The 18,620-nt window shown below is 38.4% G+C and carries 19 protein-coding genes; 9 read left to right on the forward strand and 10 right to left on the reverse strand.

Going from position 1 to position 18,620, the window contains the following annotated elements; genetic code table 11:
• Nucleotides 1-70 precede the first annotated feature (70 nt).
• From RMB06_RS09280 to RMB06_RS09290, 3 genes are all read left to right on the forward strand, one after another.
• Nucleotides 71-1,714: a nitrite/sulfite reductase gene (locus tag RMB06_RS09280; protein WP_004789205.1), complete on the forward strand. Its 1,644-nt coding sequence runs from the start codon at nucleotides 71-73 to the stop codon at nucleotides 1,712-1,714.
• Nucleotides 1,707-2,192 carry a DUF934 domain-containing protein gene (locus tag RMB06_RS09285; protein WP_130173375.1) on the forward strand — a complete coding sequence of 162 codons (486 nt, stop codon included), beginning with the start codon at nucleotides 1,707-1,709 and terminating at the stop codon, nucleotides 2,190-2,192. Before RMB06_RS09280 ends, RMB06_RS09285 begins: the two co-directional genes overlap by 8 nt.
• An 81-nt stretch (nucleotides 2,193-2,273) precedes the next feature.
• Nucleotides 2,274-2,627, forward strand: a complete 354-nt coding sequence (locus RMB06_RS09290) for a multidrug efflux SMR transporter (protein WP_017385603.1) — start codon at nucleotides 2,274-2,276, stop codon at nucleotides 2,625-2,627.
• A gap of 48 nt (nucleotides 2,628-2,675) precedes the next feature.
• Here the strand turns inward: RMB06_RS09290 and RMB06_RS09295 are convergent, their stop codons facing one another.
• The 3 genes from RMB06_RS09295 to RMB06_RS09305 all read right to left on the reverse strand — a co-directional run bounded on the left by RMB06_RS09295 (nucleotide 2,676) and on the right by RMB06_RS09305 (nucleotide 5,048).
• The gene (locus RMB06_RS09295) at nucleotides 2,676-3,119 is read right to left on the reverse strand and encodes a VOC family protein (protein ID WP_017392465.1); all 444 of its coding nucleotides are present in this window, start codon (nucleotides 3,117-3,119) and stop codon (nucleotides 2,676-2,678) included.
• Between the two features lie 129 nt (nucleotides 3,120-3,248).
• Entirely contained in the window at nucleotides 3,249-4,424 is a 1,176-nt protein-coding gene (locus RMB06_RS09300; RefSeq protein ID WP_170248313.1) for a thiolase family protein, read from the reverse strand.
• Nucleotides 4,425-4,532: 108 nt separating this feature from the next.
• Nucleotides 4,533-5,048, reverse strand: coding sequence for a GspH/FimT family pseudopilin (locus RMB06_RS09305; RefSeq protein WP_311079170.1), 516 nt, complete (start codon nucleotides 5,046-5,048; stop codon nucleotides 4,533-4,535).
• Between the two features lie 379 nt (nucleotides 5,049-5,427).
• Between RMB06_RS09305 and omp38 the strand changes: the two genes are divergently transcribed.
• Nucleotides 5,428-6,471 carry an outer membrane protein Omp38 gene (gene omp38, locus RMB06_RS09310; protein ID WP_014207589.1) on the forward strand — a complete coding sequence of 348 codons (1,044 nt, stop codon included), beginning with the start codon at nucleotides 5,428-5,430 and terminating at the stop codon, nucleotides 6,469-6,471.
• A 121-nt stretch (nucleotides 6,472-6,592) separates the two neighbouring features.
• Here omp38 and RMB06_RS09315 read toward each other — a convergent pair whose 3' ends face one another.
• The 5 genes from RMB06_RS09315 to RMB06_RS09335 all read right to left on the reverse strand — a co-directional run bounded on the left by RMB06_RS09315 (nucleotide 6,593) and on the right by RMB06_RS09335 (nucleotide 12,143).
• Nucleotides 6,593-6,751, reverse strand: a complete 159-nt coding sequence (locus RMB06_RS09315; protein WP_017402640.1) for a hypothetical protein — start codon at nucleotides 6,749-6,751, stop codon at nucleotides 6,593-6,595.
• Between the two features lie 3 nt (nucleotides 6,752-6,754).
• A complete protein-coding gene (locus RMB06_RS09320; protein ID WP_311079222.1) occupies nucleotides 6,755-7,960 on the reverse strand; it encodes an RtcB family protein in 1,206 nt (401 codons plus the stop codon).
• A 265-nt stretch (nucleotides 7,961-8,225) separates the two neighbouring features.
• On the reverse strand, nucleotides 8,226-9,686 hold the full coding sequence (locus tag RMB06_RS09325; RefSeq protein WP_311079171.1) for an amino acid permease: 1,461 nt from the start codon (nucleotides 9,684-9,686) through the stop codon (nucleotides 8,226-8,228).
• 21 nt (nucleotides 9,687-9,707) lie between these two features.
• Nucleotides 9,708-10,721 carry a methyltransferase gene (locus tag RMB06_RS09330; protein ID WP_069141457.1) on the reverse strand — a complete coding sequence of 338 codons (1,014 nt, stop codon included), beginning with the start codon at nucleotides 10,719-10,721 and terminating at the stop codon, nucleotides 9,708-9,710.
• Nucleotides 10,722-10,784: 63 nt separating this feature from the next.
• Complete coding sequence (locus tag RMB06_RS09335) at nucleotides 10,785-12,143, reverse strand: uracil-xanthine permease family protein (RefSeq protein WP_262440452.1); 1,359 nt, start codon at nucleotides 12,141-12,143, stop codon at nucleotides 10,785-10,787.
• 178 nt (nucleotides 12,144-12,321) lie between these two features.
• On the opposite strand from RMB06_RS09335, the gene typA reads away from it, so the two are divergent.
• The 4 genes from typA to RMB06_RS09355 all read left to right on the forward strand — a co-directional run bounded on the left by typA (nucleotide 12,322) and on the right by RMB06_RS09355 (nucleotide 16,703).
• Entirely contained in the window at nucleotides 12,322-14,157 is a 1,836-nt protein-coding gene (gene typA / locus RMB06_RS09340) for a translational GTPase TypA (protein WP_002116501.1), read from the forward strand.
• A gap of 257 nt (nucleotides 14,158-14,414) precedes the next feature.
• Nucleotides 14,415-14,846, forward strand: coding sequence for a large conductance mechanosensitive channel protein MscL (gene mscL / locus RMB06_RS09345; protein ID WP_311079172.1), 432 nt, complete (start codon nucleotides 14,415-14,417; stop codon nucleotides 14,844-14,846).
• Nucleotides 14,847-14,980: 134 nt separating this feature from the next.
• The gene (locus RMB06_RS09350; RefSeq protein ID WP_284089959.1) at nucleotides 14,981-15,322 is read left to right on the forward strand and encodes a gamma-glutamylcyclotransferase family protein; all 342 of its coding nucleotides are present in this window, start codon (nucleotides 14,981-14,983) and stop codon (nucleotides 15,320-15,322) included.
• A 199-nt stretch (nucleotides 15,323-15,521) separates the two neighbouring features.
• Complete coding sequence (locus RMB06_RS09355) at nucleotides 15,522-16,703, forward strand: carbohydrate porin (RefSeq protein ID WP_311079173.1); 1,182 nt, start codon at nucleotides 15,522-15,524, stop codon at nucleotides 16,701-16,703.
• Between the two features lie 88 nt (nucleotides 16,704-16,791).
• Here RMB06_RS09355 and RMB06_RS09360 read toward each other — a convergent pair whose 3' ends face one another.
• Nucleotides 16,792-17,082, reverse strand: coding sequence for a peptidylprolyl isomerase (locus RMB06_RS09360; RefSeq protein WP_002051379.1), 291 nt, complete (start codon nucleotides 17,080-17,082; stop codon nucleotides 16,792-16,794).
• 19 nt (nucleotides 17,083-17,101) lie between these two features.
• Entirely contained in the window at nucleotides 17,102-17,926 is an 825-nt protein-coding gene (gene mutM, locus RMB06_RS09365; protein WP_032005485.1) for a bifunctional DNA-formamidopyrimidine glycosylase/DNA-(apurinic or apyrimidinic site) lyase, read from the reverse strand.
• A 75-nt stretch (nucleotides 17,927-18,001) separates the two neighbouring features.
• On the opposite strand from mutM, the gene RMB06_RS09370 reads away from it, so the two are divergent.
• Entirely contained in the window at nucleotides 18,002-18,568 is a 567-nt protein-coding gene (locus RMB06_RS09370) for a DNA-3-methyladenine glycosylase (protein ID WP_311079175.1), read from the forward strand.
• Nucleotides 18,569-18,620: the final 52 nt, after the last annotated feature.

An 18,620-nucleotide genomic window follows, 5' to 3' on the forward strand; every position in this document is an offset into this window, starting at 1 on the left:
AAGCATTTTATTGATGAATAAAAGCTCGCTATGCTATCCGCCTTAATAATGAATCTACTAGCCATACGCCATGTATTTATATACCGATTTCGACCAGCAGCTGGTTAATGAACGAGTTGCTCAGTTCCGTGATCAAACAGAACGCTATTTAGCTGGCAAACTTTCTGAAGATGAATATCGTCCATTACGTTTGCAAAATGGTTTATATGTGCAACGTTATGCGCCTATGCTGCGTATAGCTGTGCCGTATGGCTTAATGAATTCTAAACAGTTACGTAAAGTTGCCGAAGTTTCAACTGCTTATGACCGTGGTTATGCACATGTATCTACGCGTCAAAACATTCAATTAAACTGGCCAGCACTTGAAGATGTGCCAGACATTTTGGCTGAACTTGCAACTGTACAAATGCATGCCATTCAAACCAGTGGTAACTGTATTCGTAACACCACAACTGACCAATATGCAGGTGTGGTTGCTGGTGAAATTGCAGACCCACGTCCAACATGTGAGTTAATTCGTCAGTGGAGTACATTCCACCCAGAATTTGCATTCTTGCCACGTAAGTTCAAAATTGCTGTTTCTGCACTTGAAGAAAAAGATCGTGCGGCAACTGCATTCCACGATATTGGTGTTTATATCGTGCGTAATGAAGCAGGCGAAATCGGCTATAAGATTATGGCTGGTGGTGGTTTAGGCCGTACCCCAATCATCGGTAGCGTTATCCGTGAGTTTTTACCACGTGAAGATTTAATTGCTTACTTAGAAGCGGTTTTACGTGTTTATAACTTGCATGGTCGTCGTGATAACAAATATAAAGCGCGTATCAAAATTCTAGTTAAGGCATTAACTCCTGAAGTGTTTGCACAAAAAGTTGAAGCTGAATTCGAACATACACGTGAAGCATTGAAGATTCAGCCAGAAATCTTGAAAAAACTGGATGAAGAATTCACACCGTTTGACTATCAAGATTTAGCAGATGAAGACTTCACAGCATTGTTTGCTGAGCATCCAAAATTCAAACAGTGGTTTAATATCAACACACATGCGCATAAAGTGAAGGGCTATCGTATTGTTACGATTTCTTTAAAACGTGCAGGTATTGCGCCAGGTGATATGACCACCGAAGAAATGAATTTTATTGCAGACCTTGCTGATAAATATACATTCGGTGAACTTCGCACGACTCACGAACAAAACATTGCTTTGGCAGATGTACCTCAAAAAGATTTGTTTGATGTATGGCAAGCGCTTGAACAACAAAATATGGCGCGTGCACATATTGGTTTTATTACCGATATCATTAGTTGCCCGGGCGGTGATTTCTGTTCACTTGCAAATGCAAAATCAATTCCAATTGCTGAAGCGATTACACGTCGTTTTGATGACTTAGACAAAGTTTATGATCTTGGTCATTTAGATCTAAATATTTCTGGTTGTATGAATGCTTGTGGTCATCACCACGTAGGTAACATCGGTATTTTAGGTGTAGATAAGAAAGGCGCTGAATTCTACCAAATTACATTAGGTGGTAATTCTGATCATGATGCATCAATCGGTGACATCTTAGGGCCATCATTTGCAGCAGATGCTGTGCCTGATGTCATTGAAGAAGTATTAAATACTTATCTTGATTTGCGTACTGAAGGTGAGCGTTTTGTTGATACATATCGCCGTGTAGGAATTCAACCATTTAAGGAGCGTGCATATGCTTAATACAGCTCTACCAGTGCTTTATAAAGATGGCACGATTGCAGATAATACTTATCAAATCATTGCTGAAGATGGTGTTATTCCCCAAGGTGATGTTGTGGTTACAACAGCTCAACTTGATCAATTAGCTAACGTTCAAGGCAAAAAAGCTTTGTATGTAACTGTAAATGATTCACCTGAAGAGCACACATTTCCATTAAGTGAACTTGATGCAATCTTCATTGAGTTTGCAGGCTTTGGTGATGGTCGTGGTTATTCATTCGCTGCACTATTGCGTCGCCAAGGTTTCCAAGGTGAATTGCGTGCAACTGGTGATGTGTTTAAGGATGTTCTAAATTACTTAAAACGTTCAGGTTTTGATAGTTTTATGATTAAAGAAGGTAAAGATGTGCAAGAAGCGGCAGCTGGTTTGCAAGACTTTACCAACCCATACCAAGCTTCAACAGCCGTACCGCAAGCAAGTTATCAAACTGGTGCTTAAATAGTTTTTAAATATAAAGGCTGAACTCAGGTTCAGCTTTTTTTATGAATAATTTTTAAATGATTCAACTGAAGAACAAAAATGTTTGGTTTAATTTCAAAAATAAATCCTGGTGCTTGGTGGCTACTTTTTGCTATTGCGACAGATGTACTCTCAACATTTTATTCTGCTAAGGGGAATGGCTTAGTCAATAAAACAGCTCAGGGTATTGCTCTGGTTTTGTATATTATTTCTTTTGCATGCGCTGCTATTGCTTTGAAATATATGCAAGCTGGAATCTTATATGTGCTTTGGTCTGGGATAGGTGTATTAGCAACAGCTTTTTTGGCGAAGATTTTTCTTGGTCAGAATATTGATGTGGCAGGATGGGTGGGAATTGGTTTTATTACTGTAGGTTTAATGATTATTGCGCAATATTCTAATATCGATGTTTAAAGCCCTTATAGAAATAGTAAGTATCTCTATAAGGGATATATTGAAGTATTAAGTATCAAGCTGGCAGTTAATCATCCACTTTATACCGAACTGATCGGTAAAAGCACCGTACAATGCACCCCAGAACGTTTTTTCTAAAGGCATTTCAATTTGACCATTCACAGATAAAGCATCAAAAAGTTGTTTTGCTTTTTCTTGCTCATCTTTTTCAAGATTGATCGAGATGTAGTGATTATTTCCTTGGGTAAAAACGCTGTTAGGGGCACAGAACTGATCATTTGTATCTGAGGCCATAAGTACAGTGTATTCATTAATTGGTAGAGATACATGCAGAACTAGATTTTTGTCGGCTTCAGATAGAGTCACGCCCTCGGTAGGTGGCATATCACCATATCGGCTTAACATACCGAATTCACCGCCAAATACTGACTTATAAAAATTAAAAGCTTGCTCTGCCTGACCTTGGAAATTGAGATAGTGATTGAGTTGCATTGTTATTGTCCATTGTTGTTTTCGTTTAAAGGAATAAGTTAAAACTTAAAAGTGATTTTGTGGGTCATTTTTTGTAGTTTTTTCATAAAAAATCCCACCGAAGTGGGATTTAAAAATAATGAATCTGGATTAAATGAGTTCAATTGCAACCGCTGTTGCCTCACCACCACCGATACAGAGTGCAGCAATACCTTTTTTACCGCCAGTACGTTTGAGTGCGTGAATAAGAGTAAGAATAATACGAGAACCAGTAGAACCTACTGGATGACCTAGGGCACAAGCACCACCATTGATATTCACTTTCTCAGCATCAAGTTTGAAATCATCAATTGGACACATGGTAACCATAGCAAAAGCTTCGTTAATTTCCCAAAGATCGACGTCTTGAGCATTCCATCCCGCTTTTTTAAGAACTTTTTCAATAGCACCAACTGGAGCGATCGTAAATTCTGAAGGATGCTGAGAGTTTGACGCTGTCGCAATAATTTTCGCAAGTGGTTGTAAACTGCGCTGTGCTGCAACTTCACTTGAAGTCAATACTAATGCAGACGCACCATCCGAAATAGAACTTGCATTCGCTGCGGTAATTGTACCGTCTTTTGCAAAAGCTGGTTTGAGTGAAGGAATTTTATCAATTTTAGCATTTAAAGGTTGTTCATCCTGATCAACAACGACGTCACCTTTACGACTAGGTACGGTAACTGGAACGATTTCATCTTTGAAATAGCCTTCAGTAATTGCTGTTTGAGCACGTTTCAAAGAGCGAATCGCAAAGTCATCCATTTGTTCACGTGTATAGCCACGAGTATTGGCCATATCTTGAGCAAACGAGCCCATTAAACGCCCAGTTTCAGCATCTTCAAGCCCGTCAAAGAACATATGATCTTTAATTTCACCATGGCCCATGCGGTAGCCAGCTCGTGCTTTTGGTAAAACATAAGGTGCATTTGTCATAGACTCCATGCCACCAGCAACAACAACTTCAGCACTACCTGCTTTAATCATATCAGCGGCTTGCATAACAGCTTTCATGCCAGAACCACAAAGCTTGTTAATCGTTACTGCACCTGTAGAGTCTGGTAAGCCAGCTTTACGCATCGCTTGACGTGCTGGACCTTGCTTTAGGCCAGCAGGCAGTACACAACCCATAATAACTTCTTCGACATCAGTAGGCTGTAAACCTGCTCGTGCGATTGCTTCTTTAATCGTTACCGCGCCCAATTCAGGCGCTGTAAGTCCTGATAGTGATCCTTGAAAACCACCCATGGCAGTACGAGCACCATTTACAATTACGATGTCAGTCATTGTTGTAATCTCCGATTGTTCTTAATCTCAAAATAAGAAATGTTTAAAACCTAGGCAGTATATTGCAAAAATCAAAGAGAGATATCTTCTGCATTAGACTGTAGAGTTCTAACAATTTTTAAGGTCTTCTAAACGGGTGTGTCCCATTTTGCTGAGAATTAATTTAAAGTTTTTAAGCTGGTTATAAGAACAGTAAGTAAATGTGCCGTTAGATTCGCGTGGGAGTCCTGTGTCGCCCTGAAATACAATACTATTTAGTTTTTTTCCAAACTTTTGAAATTTTAAAGAACCGTAGCGATGAGCAAGTTCAACATTGGTTAATACTTCTTCATTGTTTTCTCTTTGTAGATTCTGATTCGTGTCTACAAAGCTTATAAGACTTGTATCCCAGTTACTATTACATGTAGACAAATCAACACTTGGGCAAAGTACGACACTCTTATGTCGTAGAATTGCGTCGTATTTGGCTTTTTGTATATGAATTGTGAGTAGTCGAGACGAATTTTTTAATTCTACAGAAGCCATAAATTGATGATATAAAGGAAGCGCTATAGTGGCCATGATCATAAGAATTGCGAGCGTTATAGTGAGTTCCAACAACGTGAAACCGGGAGTTCTAAACATTAAAATTCCTTAATATATAAAGAAATATTTTGATTTTATGCTTTCTATCAATGATTTATAATGATTTTTATAGTGAGGAAACACAAAATTAAATAAAGGTTATCAGGATGCTAGAATACTGGTAAAATCACCGTAAGCGAAAGAAAGAAGTTGTTCATATTTGCTAGTTGAGTGAAAAATTACCGAATTACAACGGAAATTGTAAGTAATTTTGTCAATAATTTACTTGATTAAAATTATCAAGCACTTGGAAAGTCTATCAAGTGTTTGTATGATTCAAATGTGAATAGCTTAAAAATAATACTGGGGTGAAAATATCTCAGGGGCCAATAAATTTAGGCTGAGCTTGAACAACAATTGTTATCTCTGGAGGATATCCATGAAATTGAGTCGTATTGCACTTGCTATGCTTGTCGCTGCTCCATTAGCTGCTGCTAATGCGGGCGTAACTGTTACTCCTTTACTAGTAGGTTATACTTGGCAGGATAGTGACCACAACAACGATAAATTAACAAGTCATGCTGAATTACAAGATGATTTATTCGTTGGTGCTGCACTAGGTGTTGAGTTAACTCCTTGGTTAGGCTTTGAAGCTGAATATAACCAAGTTAAAGGCGATCTTGAAGGTACTGGCGTAGCTGGTTCTGAATATAAGCAAAAAACTATTGCTGGTAACTTCTACGCAACTTCAGACTTAATCACTAAGAACTACGACAGCAAATTCAAGCCGTATGTATTATTAGGTGCAGGTCAAACTAAAACTGAGTTTGATGGTATCTATGAAGACAAGAAAGACACTATCGGTAATGCCGGTGTTGGTGCTTTCTACCGTTTGAACGACGCACTATCACTTCGTACAGAAGCTCGTGGTACTTATGATTTTGACGAAAAATACTGGCGTTATACAGCTCTTGCTGGTTTAAACGTAGTTCTTGGTGGTCACTTGAAGCCTGCTGCTCCTGTAGTAGAAGTTGCTCCAGTTGAACCAACTCCAGTTGCTCCACAACCACAAGAGTTAACTGAAGACCTTAACATGGAACTTCGTGTGTTCTTTGATACTAACAAATCAAACATCAAAGACCAATACAAACCAGAAATCGCTAAAGTTGCTGAGAAGTTAACTGAATACCCTAACGCTACTGCACGTATCGAAGGTCACACAGATAACACTGGTCCACGTAAGTTGAACGAACGTTTATCTTTAGCTCGTGCTAACTCTGTTAAATCAGCTCTTGTAAACGAATACAACGTTGATGCATCTCGTTTGTCTACTCAAGGTTTCGCTTGGGATCAACCGATTGCTGACAACAAAACTAAAGAAGGTCGTGCTATGAACCGTCGTGTATTCGCGACAATCACTGGTAGCCGTACTGTAGTTGTTCAACCTGGTCAAGAAGCGGCAGCTCCTGCAGCAGCTCAATAATTTGAGCTCTTGAACAGTAAAAAAGCGACTCGTTAGAGTCGCTTTTTTTATTGCGATTTTTAAAATATTTAGTCATTTCTGTGTCTCCTTAATAATGACTTTCGATCTTGGTTTAAATTAGTTACCAATTACCTTTTCTCAATTGCTGTTTAGTGTCTTGTCTGTCTCTGCGATGTTGAGCACGAGGTTTTTCCGTTTCGTGCATACCACCTTTGTGAAGTAAAGGGGATAGAGCTACTTGATTACGGACTTTGATCTTTGGCATTTCTTTAATTTTCATGCTTTAACCTTTAATACATAAAACTTGTTTTAGAGTATGAACGACTTCAATGAGATCTGACTGATTCGCCATGACTTCATCAATGTCTTTATAGGCGCTTGGAATTTCATCGACAACGCCATTGTCTTTACGGCATTCAATACCTTGGGTTTGTTCAATAAGATCTTGCTGATTAAAAAGAACTTTTGCTTTACTTCTGCTCATCTTGCGACCCGCGCCATGAGAACAAGAACAAAATGATTCAGGATTTGCTTTGCCTTTAACAATATAAGATCGTGCTCCCATTGAACCTGGAATAATACCTAGCTCATCTAAGCCTGCTCTAATTGCACCTTTTCGGGTAATCAATAGATTTTCGCCAAAATGTGTTTCACGGCTTACATAATTATGATGACAATTAATCGCTTCTTTTGTCATTTGAAACGAAGGTAGAAGAGGTCGAATTGCTTCTAAGACTAATCGCATCATTTCTTTTCGATTTTCAAAAGCATATTCTTGTGCCCACTCTACAGCTTCTACATAATCATTAAAACTGTTTGAACCTTCAGCAAAATAACTTAAGTCTTTATCAGGTACATGGCCAAAGCGAAGCTGCGCTTCTTTTTTGGCTAACTCAATAAAGTAAGTACCAATAACATTACCAAGCCCTCTGCTACCTGAATGTAGCATTACCCATACGTCTTGATTTTCATCAATACATAACTCTATAAAGTGGTTACCACCACCTAAAGTCCCAAGTTGCTTTTGCCATGTTGCATCAAATTGTCGAAGCATACGAACAAGGCCAGGATGCTTTTTGATAATTGGCTCTAAGCGTTTTTCAAGTGGAATAATGCTGGAAGCCTTTGCCTTAACCTGTTTATGTAAAGCAAAGCCAACCGGGACTTTGCGTTCGATCGCATCACGCAAACGACTTAAGTTATCAGGTAATTGTGAAGCCTTTAAACTCAAGCGAATTGCATTCATACCACAACCAATATCTACCCCTACAGCAGCAGGGATTATGGCGTGTTTAGTTGGAATAACACTACCTACAGTTGCGCCTTTTCCTAGGTGAACATCGGGCATAACAGCAATATGAGAATAGATGAATTGCAGTTGTGCCATTTTCTTGAGTTGTTCGATACTTTCACTATCTATGTCTTGAGTGAAAATTTTAACAGGGACACCGTAGAGTGCCTCCTTGTTTAATATTTTTTGTATGCCCATAATTTTTTCTCTTATTTTTGTCCGAGCAGGCATAAAAAAACCTAGCGAATGCTAGGTTTTAAATTTAAGCATTCGGACAAGTGGTGTGAATTTGTACACTTGTCCGTGAGCTGACATCGTGCCAAATTATTTAATCTGTTTTACCTTGTACTAATGGCATGATGTCCTCCTTATTTAAAAGTGCCGTTGAAAATCTGAACGGCATTTTACGCTCTTTTAATCAAAGATCAAGTTTTTGATCTTTGATTTACTTTAATGACCAGTTTTAATCTTGTTCAGGTTTGACGTTCATTTGATCGTAAGAGATCAATTTGGTTTTATTTTTCCACTTATAACCTAACCAAATGATCAAGAACAAAGGTAAGCTAATATAGGTTGAAAGTAAGCCTAACCAATCAATTTTTCCACCTAAAATGGCTTGGTAGTTCTGTCCTAAGATAATGATTGAACAGAGAATAAATGCAAACCAAGGTGCAAATGGGAAAAATTTGGCACGATATGCTAAATCTTCTAATTTATAGCCTTGAGCAATGTATCCTTTACGGAAACGGTAATGTGAAATCGCGATTCCTAACCAAACAATAAAACCACACATACCCGACATATTGAGTAGCCAGTTAAATACTTGTTTTTCACCAATAAATGTCGTTAAGAAACAGAATGCAGCAATAAATGTCGTTGCATATAGCGCGTTCATTGGAACGCCACGACCATCAAGTTTTGCAAACCACTTTGGTGCACGGCCTTCTTGAGCCATTTTAAACAACATACGAGTTGAGGAATACATGCCTGAATTACCTGCTGATAAAATAGCAGTAAGAATGACAGCATTCATTAAACTCGCAGCAAAAGCAAAACCTACTCTTTCATAAAGCAATGTAAATGGAGATAGTGCGATATCTTCAGTGGCAGCTGCTTGTAGTAAATTCGGGTCATCATAGGCAATCAGAGTGCCGATAATGAAAATACATAGGATATAAAATAATAAGATTCGCCAGAAAATCTGTTTGATTGCAAGTGGAATTGTCTTCTTTGGATCTTTTGATTCGCCAGCAGCAACCCCAACCATTTCGGTTCCTTGGAAAGAGAATCCAGCAATCATTGCTACACCAATCATGGCTTGTAAACCGCCTACAAAAGGTGCCTCTTTATAGGTCCAGTTCCCAAAGGTTGCAACACCTGGAGTTAGCATAATCTTGATGATCATGGCTAAGCCAATAATAATAAATGCAATAATCGCAATTACTTTGACCATCGAAAACCAGAATTCGCTTTCCCCAAATCCCTTTACTGTCATAGCATTGATCAGAAAGATAACAATAAGGAACAGGGCACTCCAATAGAACCCTGGAATATCAGGGAACCAGAACTTCATAATAAACTGAACCGCAACAAGTTCGAATGCAACCGTAATTGCCCAGTTGTACCAATAGTTCCAGCCTAGAGCGAAACCAAAGCCTTCTTCGACATAACGACTGCCGTAAGTAAAAAAGGCACCAGATGTTGGTGTGTGAGTTGCAAGCTCACCTAAGCTGGTCATTAAGAAGTAAATCATAATGCCAATGAGTGAATAGGCGAGTAGCGCTCCACCGGGACCAGCGTTTGCAATGGTTGATCCAGAAGCAAGGAAGAGGCCTGTACCAATGGAACCACCAATGGCGATCATATTCAGATGACGAGCCCCGAGCTTACGCTGGAGTTTTTCAGGAGCATGTGTTTCGCTCATGGAGATTCCTTACATAGTTTGTTATGCACAGGCATATAACACCTTAAAGCCTTGATGATCAGTTTTAATCTGGCACTGACCAAAGTGCTTCTCAATTAAGATCGGATAGTTTAAAAAACGGTTTGCTACAATCCATAGCTCACCTGATGCCTTTAAATGTTTTTTAGCGTTCTGGCAGAGTCCTTCACTTGCATCATAGTTGGTATGAATACCCTGATGGAAAGGGGGATTACTGACAATGGCATCGAGTTCTGTTGGAGCGTCTGCAATTCCTGTAACAGGCTGCAATCTCAACTGGTCTGAACCTATTCCATTTCGACTAAAAGTCATTTCCGTTGACCGTAAAGCGAAAGCATCAATATCTAGGGCATGAATAATATTACTTGAATTTATTTTTGCCAAATAGCAACTGATAATTCCAGCACCACACCCGAAGTCGGCAATTCTACCTGATTTCACCTGATTAAGATAAGGGAGTAAAACAGCAGTTCCGACATCTAGATGATTTTGACTAAATACACCGGGAAGGGCACAAATCGTAAGCTCTTGTTCATTAACATGAACAGTGTAAGTTTTAAGCCAACTTTCGAGAGGTTTAATTTGTTCTGTTTTTTCAATCTTTAAGTGCCATAGCTGACAGTGGCGTGCACTATCAAGTTTAAGGACTTTGCCGAAGCTTTGTAGTTGTTTGGCAGCGCGTTCAACACCACCTTTTTTTTCACCGACTAAAAAAACAGACTGAGCAGTTTTAAGATTGCTCATTACGACATGCAGTATGTAATTTAATAGTTCTTTAGATTTGGGAACAAAAATGACGGCTTGATCGAATTCTTGTAATGGAAACTCAACTGAGAAATGCGCATTTGTTCCACTATTTATAAAGCTCTGATAGTCAGCATGGTTCCATGTCCAGACTGAAGCATTAATATCCGCTGGTAATTGACTGACTAGGGCATCATTCGGTGCATTAATTAACAAGACTCTACCTTTTAAATAGTCTTGTTGTCTCAATACCACTTCACTTCTAGGATCCATGTACATCTCTCATGAAGAAGAATGCCCAGTGGAAACTGGGCAGTAATCAAAATTAAAAAATAGTTATTTGTGTGTTTCAGGAAGTACAACATTTAAAATTAATGCTGCTATACCGCCTGTCGCTACGCCAGAGCTAAAAATATTTTTAAATAATTCTGGTAGATGTTCCAAAATTTGAGGAACTTGAGCAACACCCAAACCTAATGCAAGTGAAATTGCGATAATCAAAAGTGCTCGGCGATCTAAATGAATAGATGAGAGAATGTTAATACCTGATGCAGCTACGGCACCGAACATGACCATCACAGCGCCACCTAATACCGCCTGTGGTACGGCTTGTATTACACCAGCTACTGCTGGAAATAAACCTAATAAAATAAGTAAAGCAGCAATCCAAATACCCACATAACGACTTGCAACCCCAGTGAGTTGGATTACACCATTATTTTGAGCAAAAACAGAACTTGGGAAAGTATTAAATAAGCCTGCAAGTAAAGAGTTTGCACCATTCACTAAAACGCCACCTTTAATACGTTTCATCCATTCCGGACCATTAACGGGTTGGTTTGAAAGTTTACTAGTTGCAGTCACGTCACCAATCGCTTCTAAAGATGTGACTAAATAAATAAAAGCCATTGGAATGAATAAGCCCCAAGAAAAGCTTAAACCAAAGTGCATTGGTGTTGGAATCTGTACAAGAGGCGCATCTTTAATACCTGAGAAATCTAGGTAACCCATAAATCCTGCAAGAATGTAACCAATCACTAAAGCAATTAAAATGGCTGAACTTTTAATCCAAACCACCCGAATGCGGTTTAGCACAATAATAATAGCAAGTACGGTACATGACATAATAAGGTTGTCTGCACTTGCAAAAGTATGGTCTTGCATGGCTTGGTAGCCACCACCCATACTAATTAAGCCTTCCTTAATAAGTGTTAAACCAATTAATAAGACAACAATACCGGTTACTAAAGGAGTAATTAATCTTTTTACCCATGGAAGAATTTGCGAAACACCCATTTCAATAAAGGAGCCAGCAATTACTACACCAAAAATTGCAGCCATAACCTGGTTTACAGGAGTTCCTGCGGCAACCATTGCACTACCAATACCAATAATTGGACCAATAAAGTTAAAACTTGTACCTTGAACAATTAGAAGGCCTGCACCAAACGGGCCGACTTTTTTACATTGTAAAAATGTAGCAATACCAGAAATCACCAAAGACATCGATAAAATCATGTTGGTTTCGGTACGTGACACACCTAAAGCTAAACAAATTAAAAGCCCAGGTGTAACAATTGGTACAATAATCGCAAGTAAATGCTGGAACGCTGCTAAAAAAGCGACCAAAGGTTTTGGTCGATCATCTAAGCCATAAACGAGGTCAAGATGGTCTTGAGAGTGTTGATTGGACATGGGTGTAGGTCCGCCGCAATTTCGCAAATTGGCGCTATTCTAATCGAGATACCTATCTTTACAAAACGAAATACAAGCTATTGGAAAATTTTTTTGTCAATGTCAATAAACTGTCACTACTCAAGAGTAGTGTTTTTCTGTATAATTTGCCCTCAAATTTCAGGCGTTTCGAATTTTCATGTCAGATATCAAAAATCTCCGTAATATCGCAATTATTGCGCACGTCGACCACGGGAAAACCACACTTGTCGATAAACTACTTCAGCAATCTGGTGCTCTCGGTGAACGAGCAGGCGAGATTGAGCGTGTCATGGACTCAAATGCGCTTGAAAGTGAACGTGGTATTACCATTCTTGCAAAAAACACTTCTATTACTTGGTTAGATAAACGTACTGATACAACTTACCGTATCAACATCGTGGATACCCCGGGACACGCCGACTTCGGTGGTGAAGTAGAACGTGTAATGTCTATGGTTGACTGCGTATTACTTTTAGTTGACTCTCAAGAAGGCCCAATGCCACAAACACGTTTTGTGACACAAAAAGCCTTTGCTCGTGGTTTAAAACCAATTGTTATTATTAACAAAGTAGACAAACCAAGTGCACGTCCAGATTGGGTTATTGATCAAGTATTTGATTTATTTGATAACCTTGGTGCAACTGATGAGCAATTAGATTTCCCAATCGTTTATGCATCAGGTTTACGTGGTGTAGCGGGTCCTGCTCCTGAAGAACTTGCAGAAGACATGACTCCGTTGTTTGAAACGATTGTAGACATCGTTGAACCACCAGCAGTTGATGTTGATGGTCCATTCCAAATGCAGATTTCATCACTTGACTATAACAGCTTTGTAGGTGTTATCGGTGTTGGTCGTATTCAGCGTGGTTCAGTAAAATTAAATACTCCTGTTACTGTAATTGACAAAGAAGGCAATACACGTAACGGCCGTATCTTAAAAATCATGGGTTACCATGGTTTAGAGCGTATCGATGTTGAATCAGCATCTGCTGGTGATATCGTATGTATTACTGGTATCGACGCACTTAACATTTCTGACACGATTTGTGATCCTAAAAATGTTGAAGCATTACCGGCTTTATCTGTAGATGAACCTACAGTATCTATGACTTTCCAAGTAAACAACTCTCCGTTTGCTGGTAAAGAAGGTAAGTTCGTAACTTCACGTAATATCCGTGAACGTCTTGATCGCGAATTAATTCATAACGTAGCTTTACGTGTTGAAGACACTGATAGTCCAGACCGTTTCAAAGTATCTGGCCGTGGTGAACTTCATCTTTCAGTTTTAATTGAAAACATGCGTCGTGAAGGCTTCGAAATGGGCGTATCTCGTCCACAAGTAATCATCAAAGAAATTGATGGTGAAAGACAAGAGCCTTACGAAAACGTAACTTTTGACGTTGAAGAACAGCATCAAGGTGCTGTAATGGAACAAATGGGTCACCGTAAAGGCGAGATGACCAATATGGAAGTTGACGGTAAAGGCCGTATCCGTATTGAAGCAACTGTACCTTCACGTGGTTTGATTGGTTTCCGTTCTGAATTCTTGACCATGACTTCTGGTACAGGGATCATGACTTCAAGCTTCTCGCATTATGGTCCTGTTAAACAAGGTACTGTTGCGAAACGTCAAAACGGTGTATTGATCTCTATGGTTCAAGGTACTTGCTTGGGCTATGCATTGTTCAGTTTACAAGACCGTGGTCGTTTGTTCGCTAAACCACAGTTAGAAGTTTACGAAGGTATGATTGTGGGTATTAACTCTCGTTCAGACGATATGGTTGTAAACCCTACTAAAGCGAAACAATTAACTAACGTTCGTGCGTCTGGTACAGATGATGCTTTAACTTTAGTACCTGCAATTGAATATACGCTTGAACAAGCGCTTGAATTCATTGAAGATGACGAGTTAGTAGAAGTAACACCTAAATCAATCCGTATCCGTAAGCGTTACTTGACTGAAAATGAACGTAAACGTAACCGTGATAAATAATTTTTCTTAAATGAAAAAGAAAAAACCGCTAAATTAATTTAGCGGTTTTTTTTAATCGTTATATTTGAAATTAAAGTGGGCTTAAAATCATATTTTTGTTGTAAGAGAATATGTTGTTAAAGTGTGAAATAACTTTCTTTTTTTGATAAAAATATTAAATTATCAATATCATGGCGAGTACTATCTAATTCGATAAGATGCCAATGAAAAAGAAAAATATGACGTGTTTCGGCCCCCCGACATCTGGAGATGTTTAGATGAGTATTATTCAAGAATTTAAAGAATTTGCCATTAAAGGCAATATGATGGATTTAGCCATCGGTGTGATTATTGGTGGTGCTTTTGGCAAAATCGTAGACTCTTTAGTAAAAGATATTATCATGCCACTTATCAGTATGATTACTGGTGGTGGTGTTGATTTTTCACAAAAATTCATTGTATTAGGTGCAAACCCTAATAATTTACAATCTTTAGATGCCTTGCAAAAAGCAGGTGTTAATGTTTTAACTTATGGTAATTTCCTCACCATTTTAATTAACTTCATTATTTTGGCTTGGGTTGTGTTCTTAATGGTGAAATTATTAAATAGACTTCGCCGTGATAAAAATGAACCAGAAGCTCCAGCTGCAACTCCTGAAGATATTCAATTATTACGTGAAATTCGTGATGAGTTGAAAAAACAAGCCTAATAAGACTTGAAATAAAAACGGTACCTTGAGTGCCGTTTTTTATTACTTCATATTTTATATTGGAATTAAGATATTGATAAAATTGCAAGATCGCAGATCAGACCAACTATGAATATTGAAAAAGGGATAGATGAATGAATCAGCTTTTTGTGTATGGAACATTATGTCCAAATAAAGCAAATGCTCATATTCTCGAACAGATTGGGGGAACGTGGACCAAAGCTTCGGTAAGAGGAATCATACATATTTTAGATTGGGGACCAGATCAAGGCTTAAAAGCAATTGTGTTAGATCCTCAGGCGGAGTGGGTAGAAGGCTATCTATTTAGCACAGAAAAACTTGCTGAAAACTGGCAGATGCTTGATGATTTTGAAGGCTTTCAATATGAACGAGTTGTAGTAGATGTAATGCTTGAATCAGGAGAGACTGTTAAAGCTTGGACATATCAAATGAATGCTCATGCTAAAAATATTTAAATACAAAAGCTGGCCTTACGAACTCAATTTTTCTCTTTTAGATCTAATTTTAAAAATAATATATAGAGGCTCTTGTTTGAGCCTTTTCAAATCAATCAAATAGTCTTCATTTTCTTTCTAATAACCATTAGTCCTTTTATCCAACCTTGCTTGGAATATAAGTGAGTGTGGAAAACTCACACTTAAAAAGGAATTTTAAATGAAGAAGTCTCCTTGGATTATTGGAACTACGTTTTATGCCATATCGCAAATTACTTTCGCTACTGAAATTGGAGGATATGTACGTACAGGCATAGGAGTTGCAGAGAGCGGGGAATTACAAGAATGTTTTCAGCTTACTGGTGCACCTTCAAAATACCGCCTTGGAAATGAATGTGAACAATATGCGGAGCTATTTGCCAAACAGAATCTTCTAAAATTGAATGATAATTCTGAGATTAGTATTAATGGAATGCTTCAATTTTATAACCAGTATGGTCAAAGTTTAAGTTTTAGTGGTGACGATGGCTATACGCGCTTAAACCAGATCTATCTAGACTGGAAAAATATTTCTTATTTAAATGGAGCAAATCTTTGGTTTGGAAGAAGATTTTATAATCGAAATGATATTCATATGTCTGATTTATTCTATTGGAACCAAAGTGGTACAGGGTTCGGGATCGATAATTATAAAATTAATGATCTGTCATTAAGTTATGTTTTTTCTAGAAAAGATAATGTATTTCAGAAAAAATATATTAATAGACATGACTTTACCATAAAAGACGTTCAGCTAAATGGTACAAATAAACTCAATACAGGCTTATCTATTATTGATGCAGATCATACAGGTTGGGCCTTAACATTGCAGAATATAACTTCCGATGTCTTAAATGGTAAGAATACAGTTGCTTTGCAATATGGCGAAGGAGCAGGTATGGGGCTAAGTTATACTGGCAACCCTGAGTTGGACCGAGATAATTCTTCTTTAAGATTCATTGAAGTTTTAGATTGGGAATCTGAAAATAAAGTTTTCAATGGACAGGCTCAATTTATATATCAAAAAGATAAATTTAAGAATCAGAATGATAATGAATGGTTTTCGATAGGCTCCCGAATAGCTTATGTTGTACAAGACCATTTTAAAATATCGACCGAAATTGGCTATGACCGGATAGATAGCAATGATCAAAATCGAAGTCTAACAAAATTGACTATTGCACCAACTTGGTCACTAAAAGGAACAGGATATTACGACAGACCTGAACTTCGGTTGTATTACACATATGCTTTTTGGAACAAGGATGAACAGAATTTGAGAGATCGTTTATATCCTGATAGTGATTTTTATAACACAGGACATGGGTCAAATTTTGGCATGCAACTAGAATATTGGTGGTAAATTTAAAAAATAAAAGAGGTCGGTAATGGCCTCTTTTATTGAGTAACTGGGCTATCGGTTATGAGTTTACATTAACTTGTGAGGGGGCTTATCTTAAGCTACCCATTCTGAATTTAACTTCTAAAAGATGATAGCCAAATTGGCTTTTGATTGGGCCTTGTAACACACGTTCAGCAGCTGTAAAAACAACTTTGTCGATGACGGGCACCAATTGCCCTTTTTTGACTTCACCAAGTTCACCACCACGTTTTGCCGAATTACAGGTAGAGTATTGCTTGGCAAGTTTGGCAAAGTCAGCGCCACTTTGAAGCTTCTTTTTTAGCTGCTCAGCTAAGTCTTTATCTTTAACTAAAATATGTCGGACAATTGCTGTTTGCATGTTGTCTTCCTCCAAAAAATTAAGGCTTTCTCAGCTTTTTAAGCGGTTGGCACTGTGGGCAAAATACACTGGCACGCTGACCAAGTTTTAAGTTTTCTAATGTGGTTTCACAGTTAACACACATTTCTCCAGCACGACCGTAAGCAAGAAGTGTTTGCTGGAAATAACCATTTTCTCCCATGGCATTGCTGTAGTCTCGTAATGTCGAGCCACCTAAATCAATTGCCGACTTTAAAATGCGTTTAATCTCGACAACAAGTTTTTCAATTTGTTGCATAGTCAAATCGCCAGCAGGCTGAGCTGGGTGAATGCCTACATTAAATAAGCTTTCAGTTGCATAGATATTGCCTACACCAACCACTACATGATTATCCATGAGTGCAATTTTTATGCCGACAGACTTATTCTTGAGCTTAGAAGCTAAATATTCTGCATGAAAATCAGTACTTAAAGGTTCAGGCCCTAAAGTATCTATGAGTTTGCCTTGAGTCTCGGGATTAAGCCAAAGAATACAACCGAAACGGCGAGGGTCATGGTAACGTAATTGCTGATCTTCGAATTGAATAATTAAATGGTCATGCTTTCTCAGTTCGTCATTTGGCTCGGTTAGACGAAAGCTTCCTGACATGCCTAAATGCCAAAGCATTTGATCTTGTTCAAACTCTGCCAAAATATATTTTGAACGTCGATTTAACCCAATGAGACGTTGCCCAACAAGTTTCTGAACATCATCTGGTATAGGCCAGCGTAAGCTAGGATTGCGTACTTCAACACTTAGAACTTTTTGATTCAATAATGGAAATAAACTGGTTTTGGTGGTTTCGACTTCGGGTAACTCAGGCATGCCAACTCGCAGAATTAACAGATATACTGGATTAATCAAGTATAACGTGTGGTATGTAATATTTCAGAGATTACTATGTCATATATTTTACCATTAAGCTGGTTTCAACGAGAAACCTCAGAAGTAGCTTATGATTTAATCGGCTGCGTATTGTGTAAGCGACAACCTGATGGCCAAGTGATCCGCTGTACAATTAGTGAAACTGAAGCTTATTTGGGCGTTCGTGATAAAGCTTGCCATAGTTACAATGACAAACGCACCGCTCGAACAGAGGTAATGTATTGTCCTGGTGGCACAATTTACGTCTATTTAATTTATGGCATGTATGAAATGCTCAATCTCATTACTCAGACAAAAGGTGTGCCTGAAGGGGTAATGATTCGTTCTGCATTTTTAAATGGTGCTTCAACCAAAAAAGACTATAAGCTTCTAGCTGGACCCGGCAAACTGACACGCTATTTGGGTATTGATCGGACTTTAAAAGGTCAAACCTTGGGAGAGGAGTCTGGACTATGGATTGAAGCAGCTTCAACGCAGCCAGAAGTGGTATTGACGCCACGGATTGGAATTGATTATGCCGAAGAAGCAAAACATTGGCCTGAACGATATTGCTGGAAAGATCATCCATCTTTGAGTCGATAATTTTAATCTGGAAATCAGTTTTTAGATATCGAGGAAGAGTGTTCCAGATTTA

The sequence above is a fragment of the Acinetobacter sp. V104_13 genome, assembly GCF_031798995.1.
GTDB lineage: Bacteria > Pseudomonadota > Gammaproteobacteria > Pseudomonadales > Moraxellaceae > Acinetobacter > Acinetobacter pittii.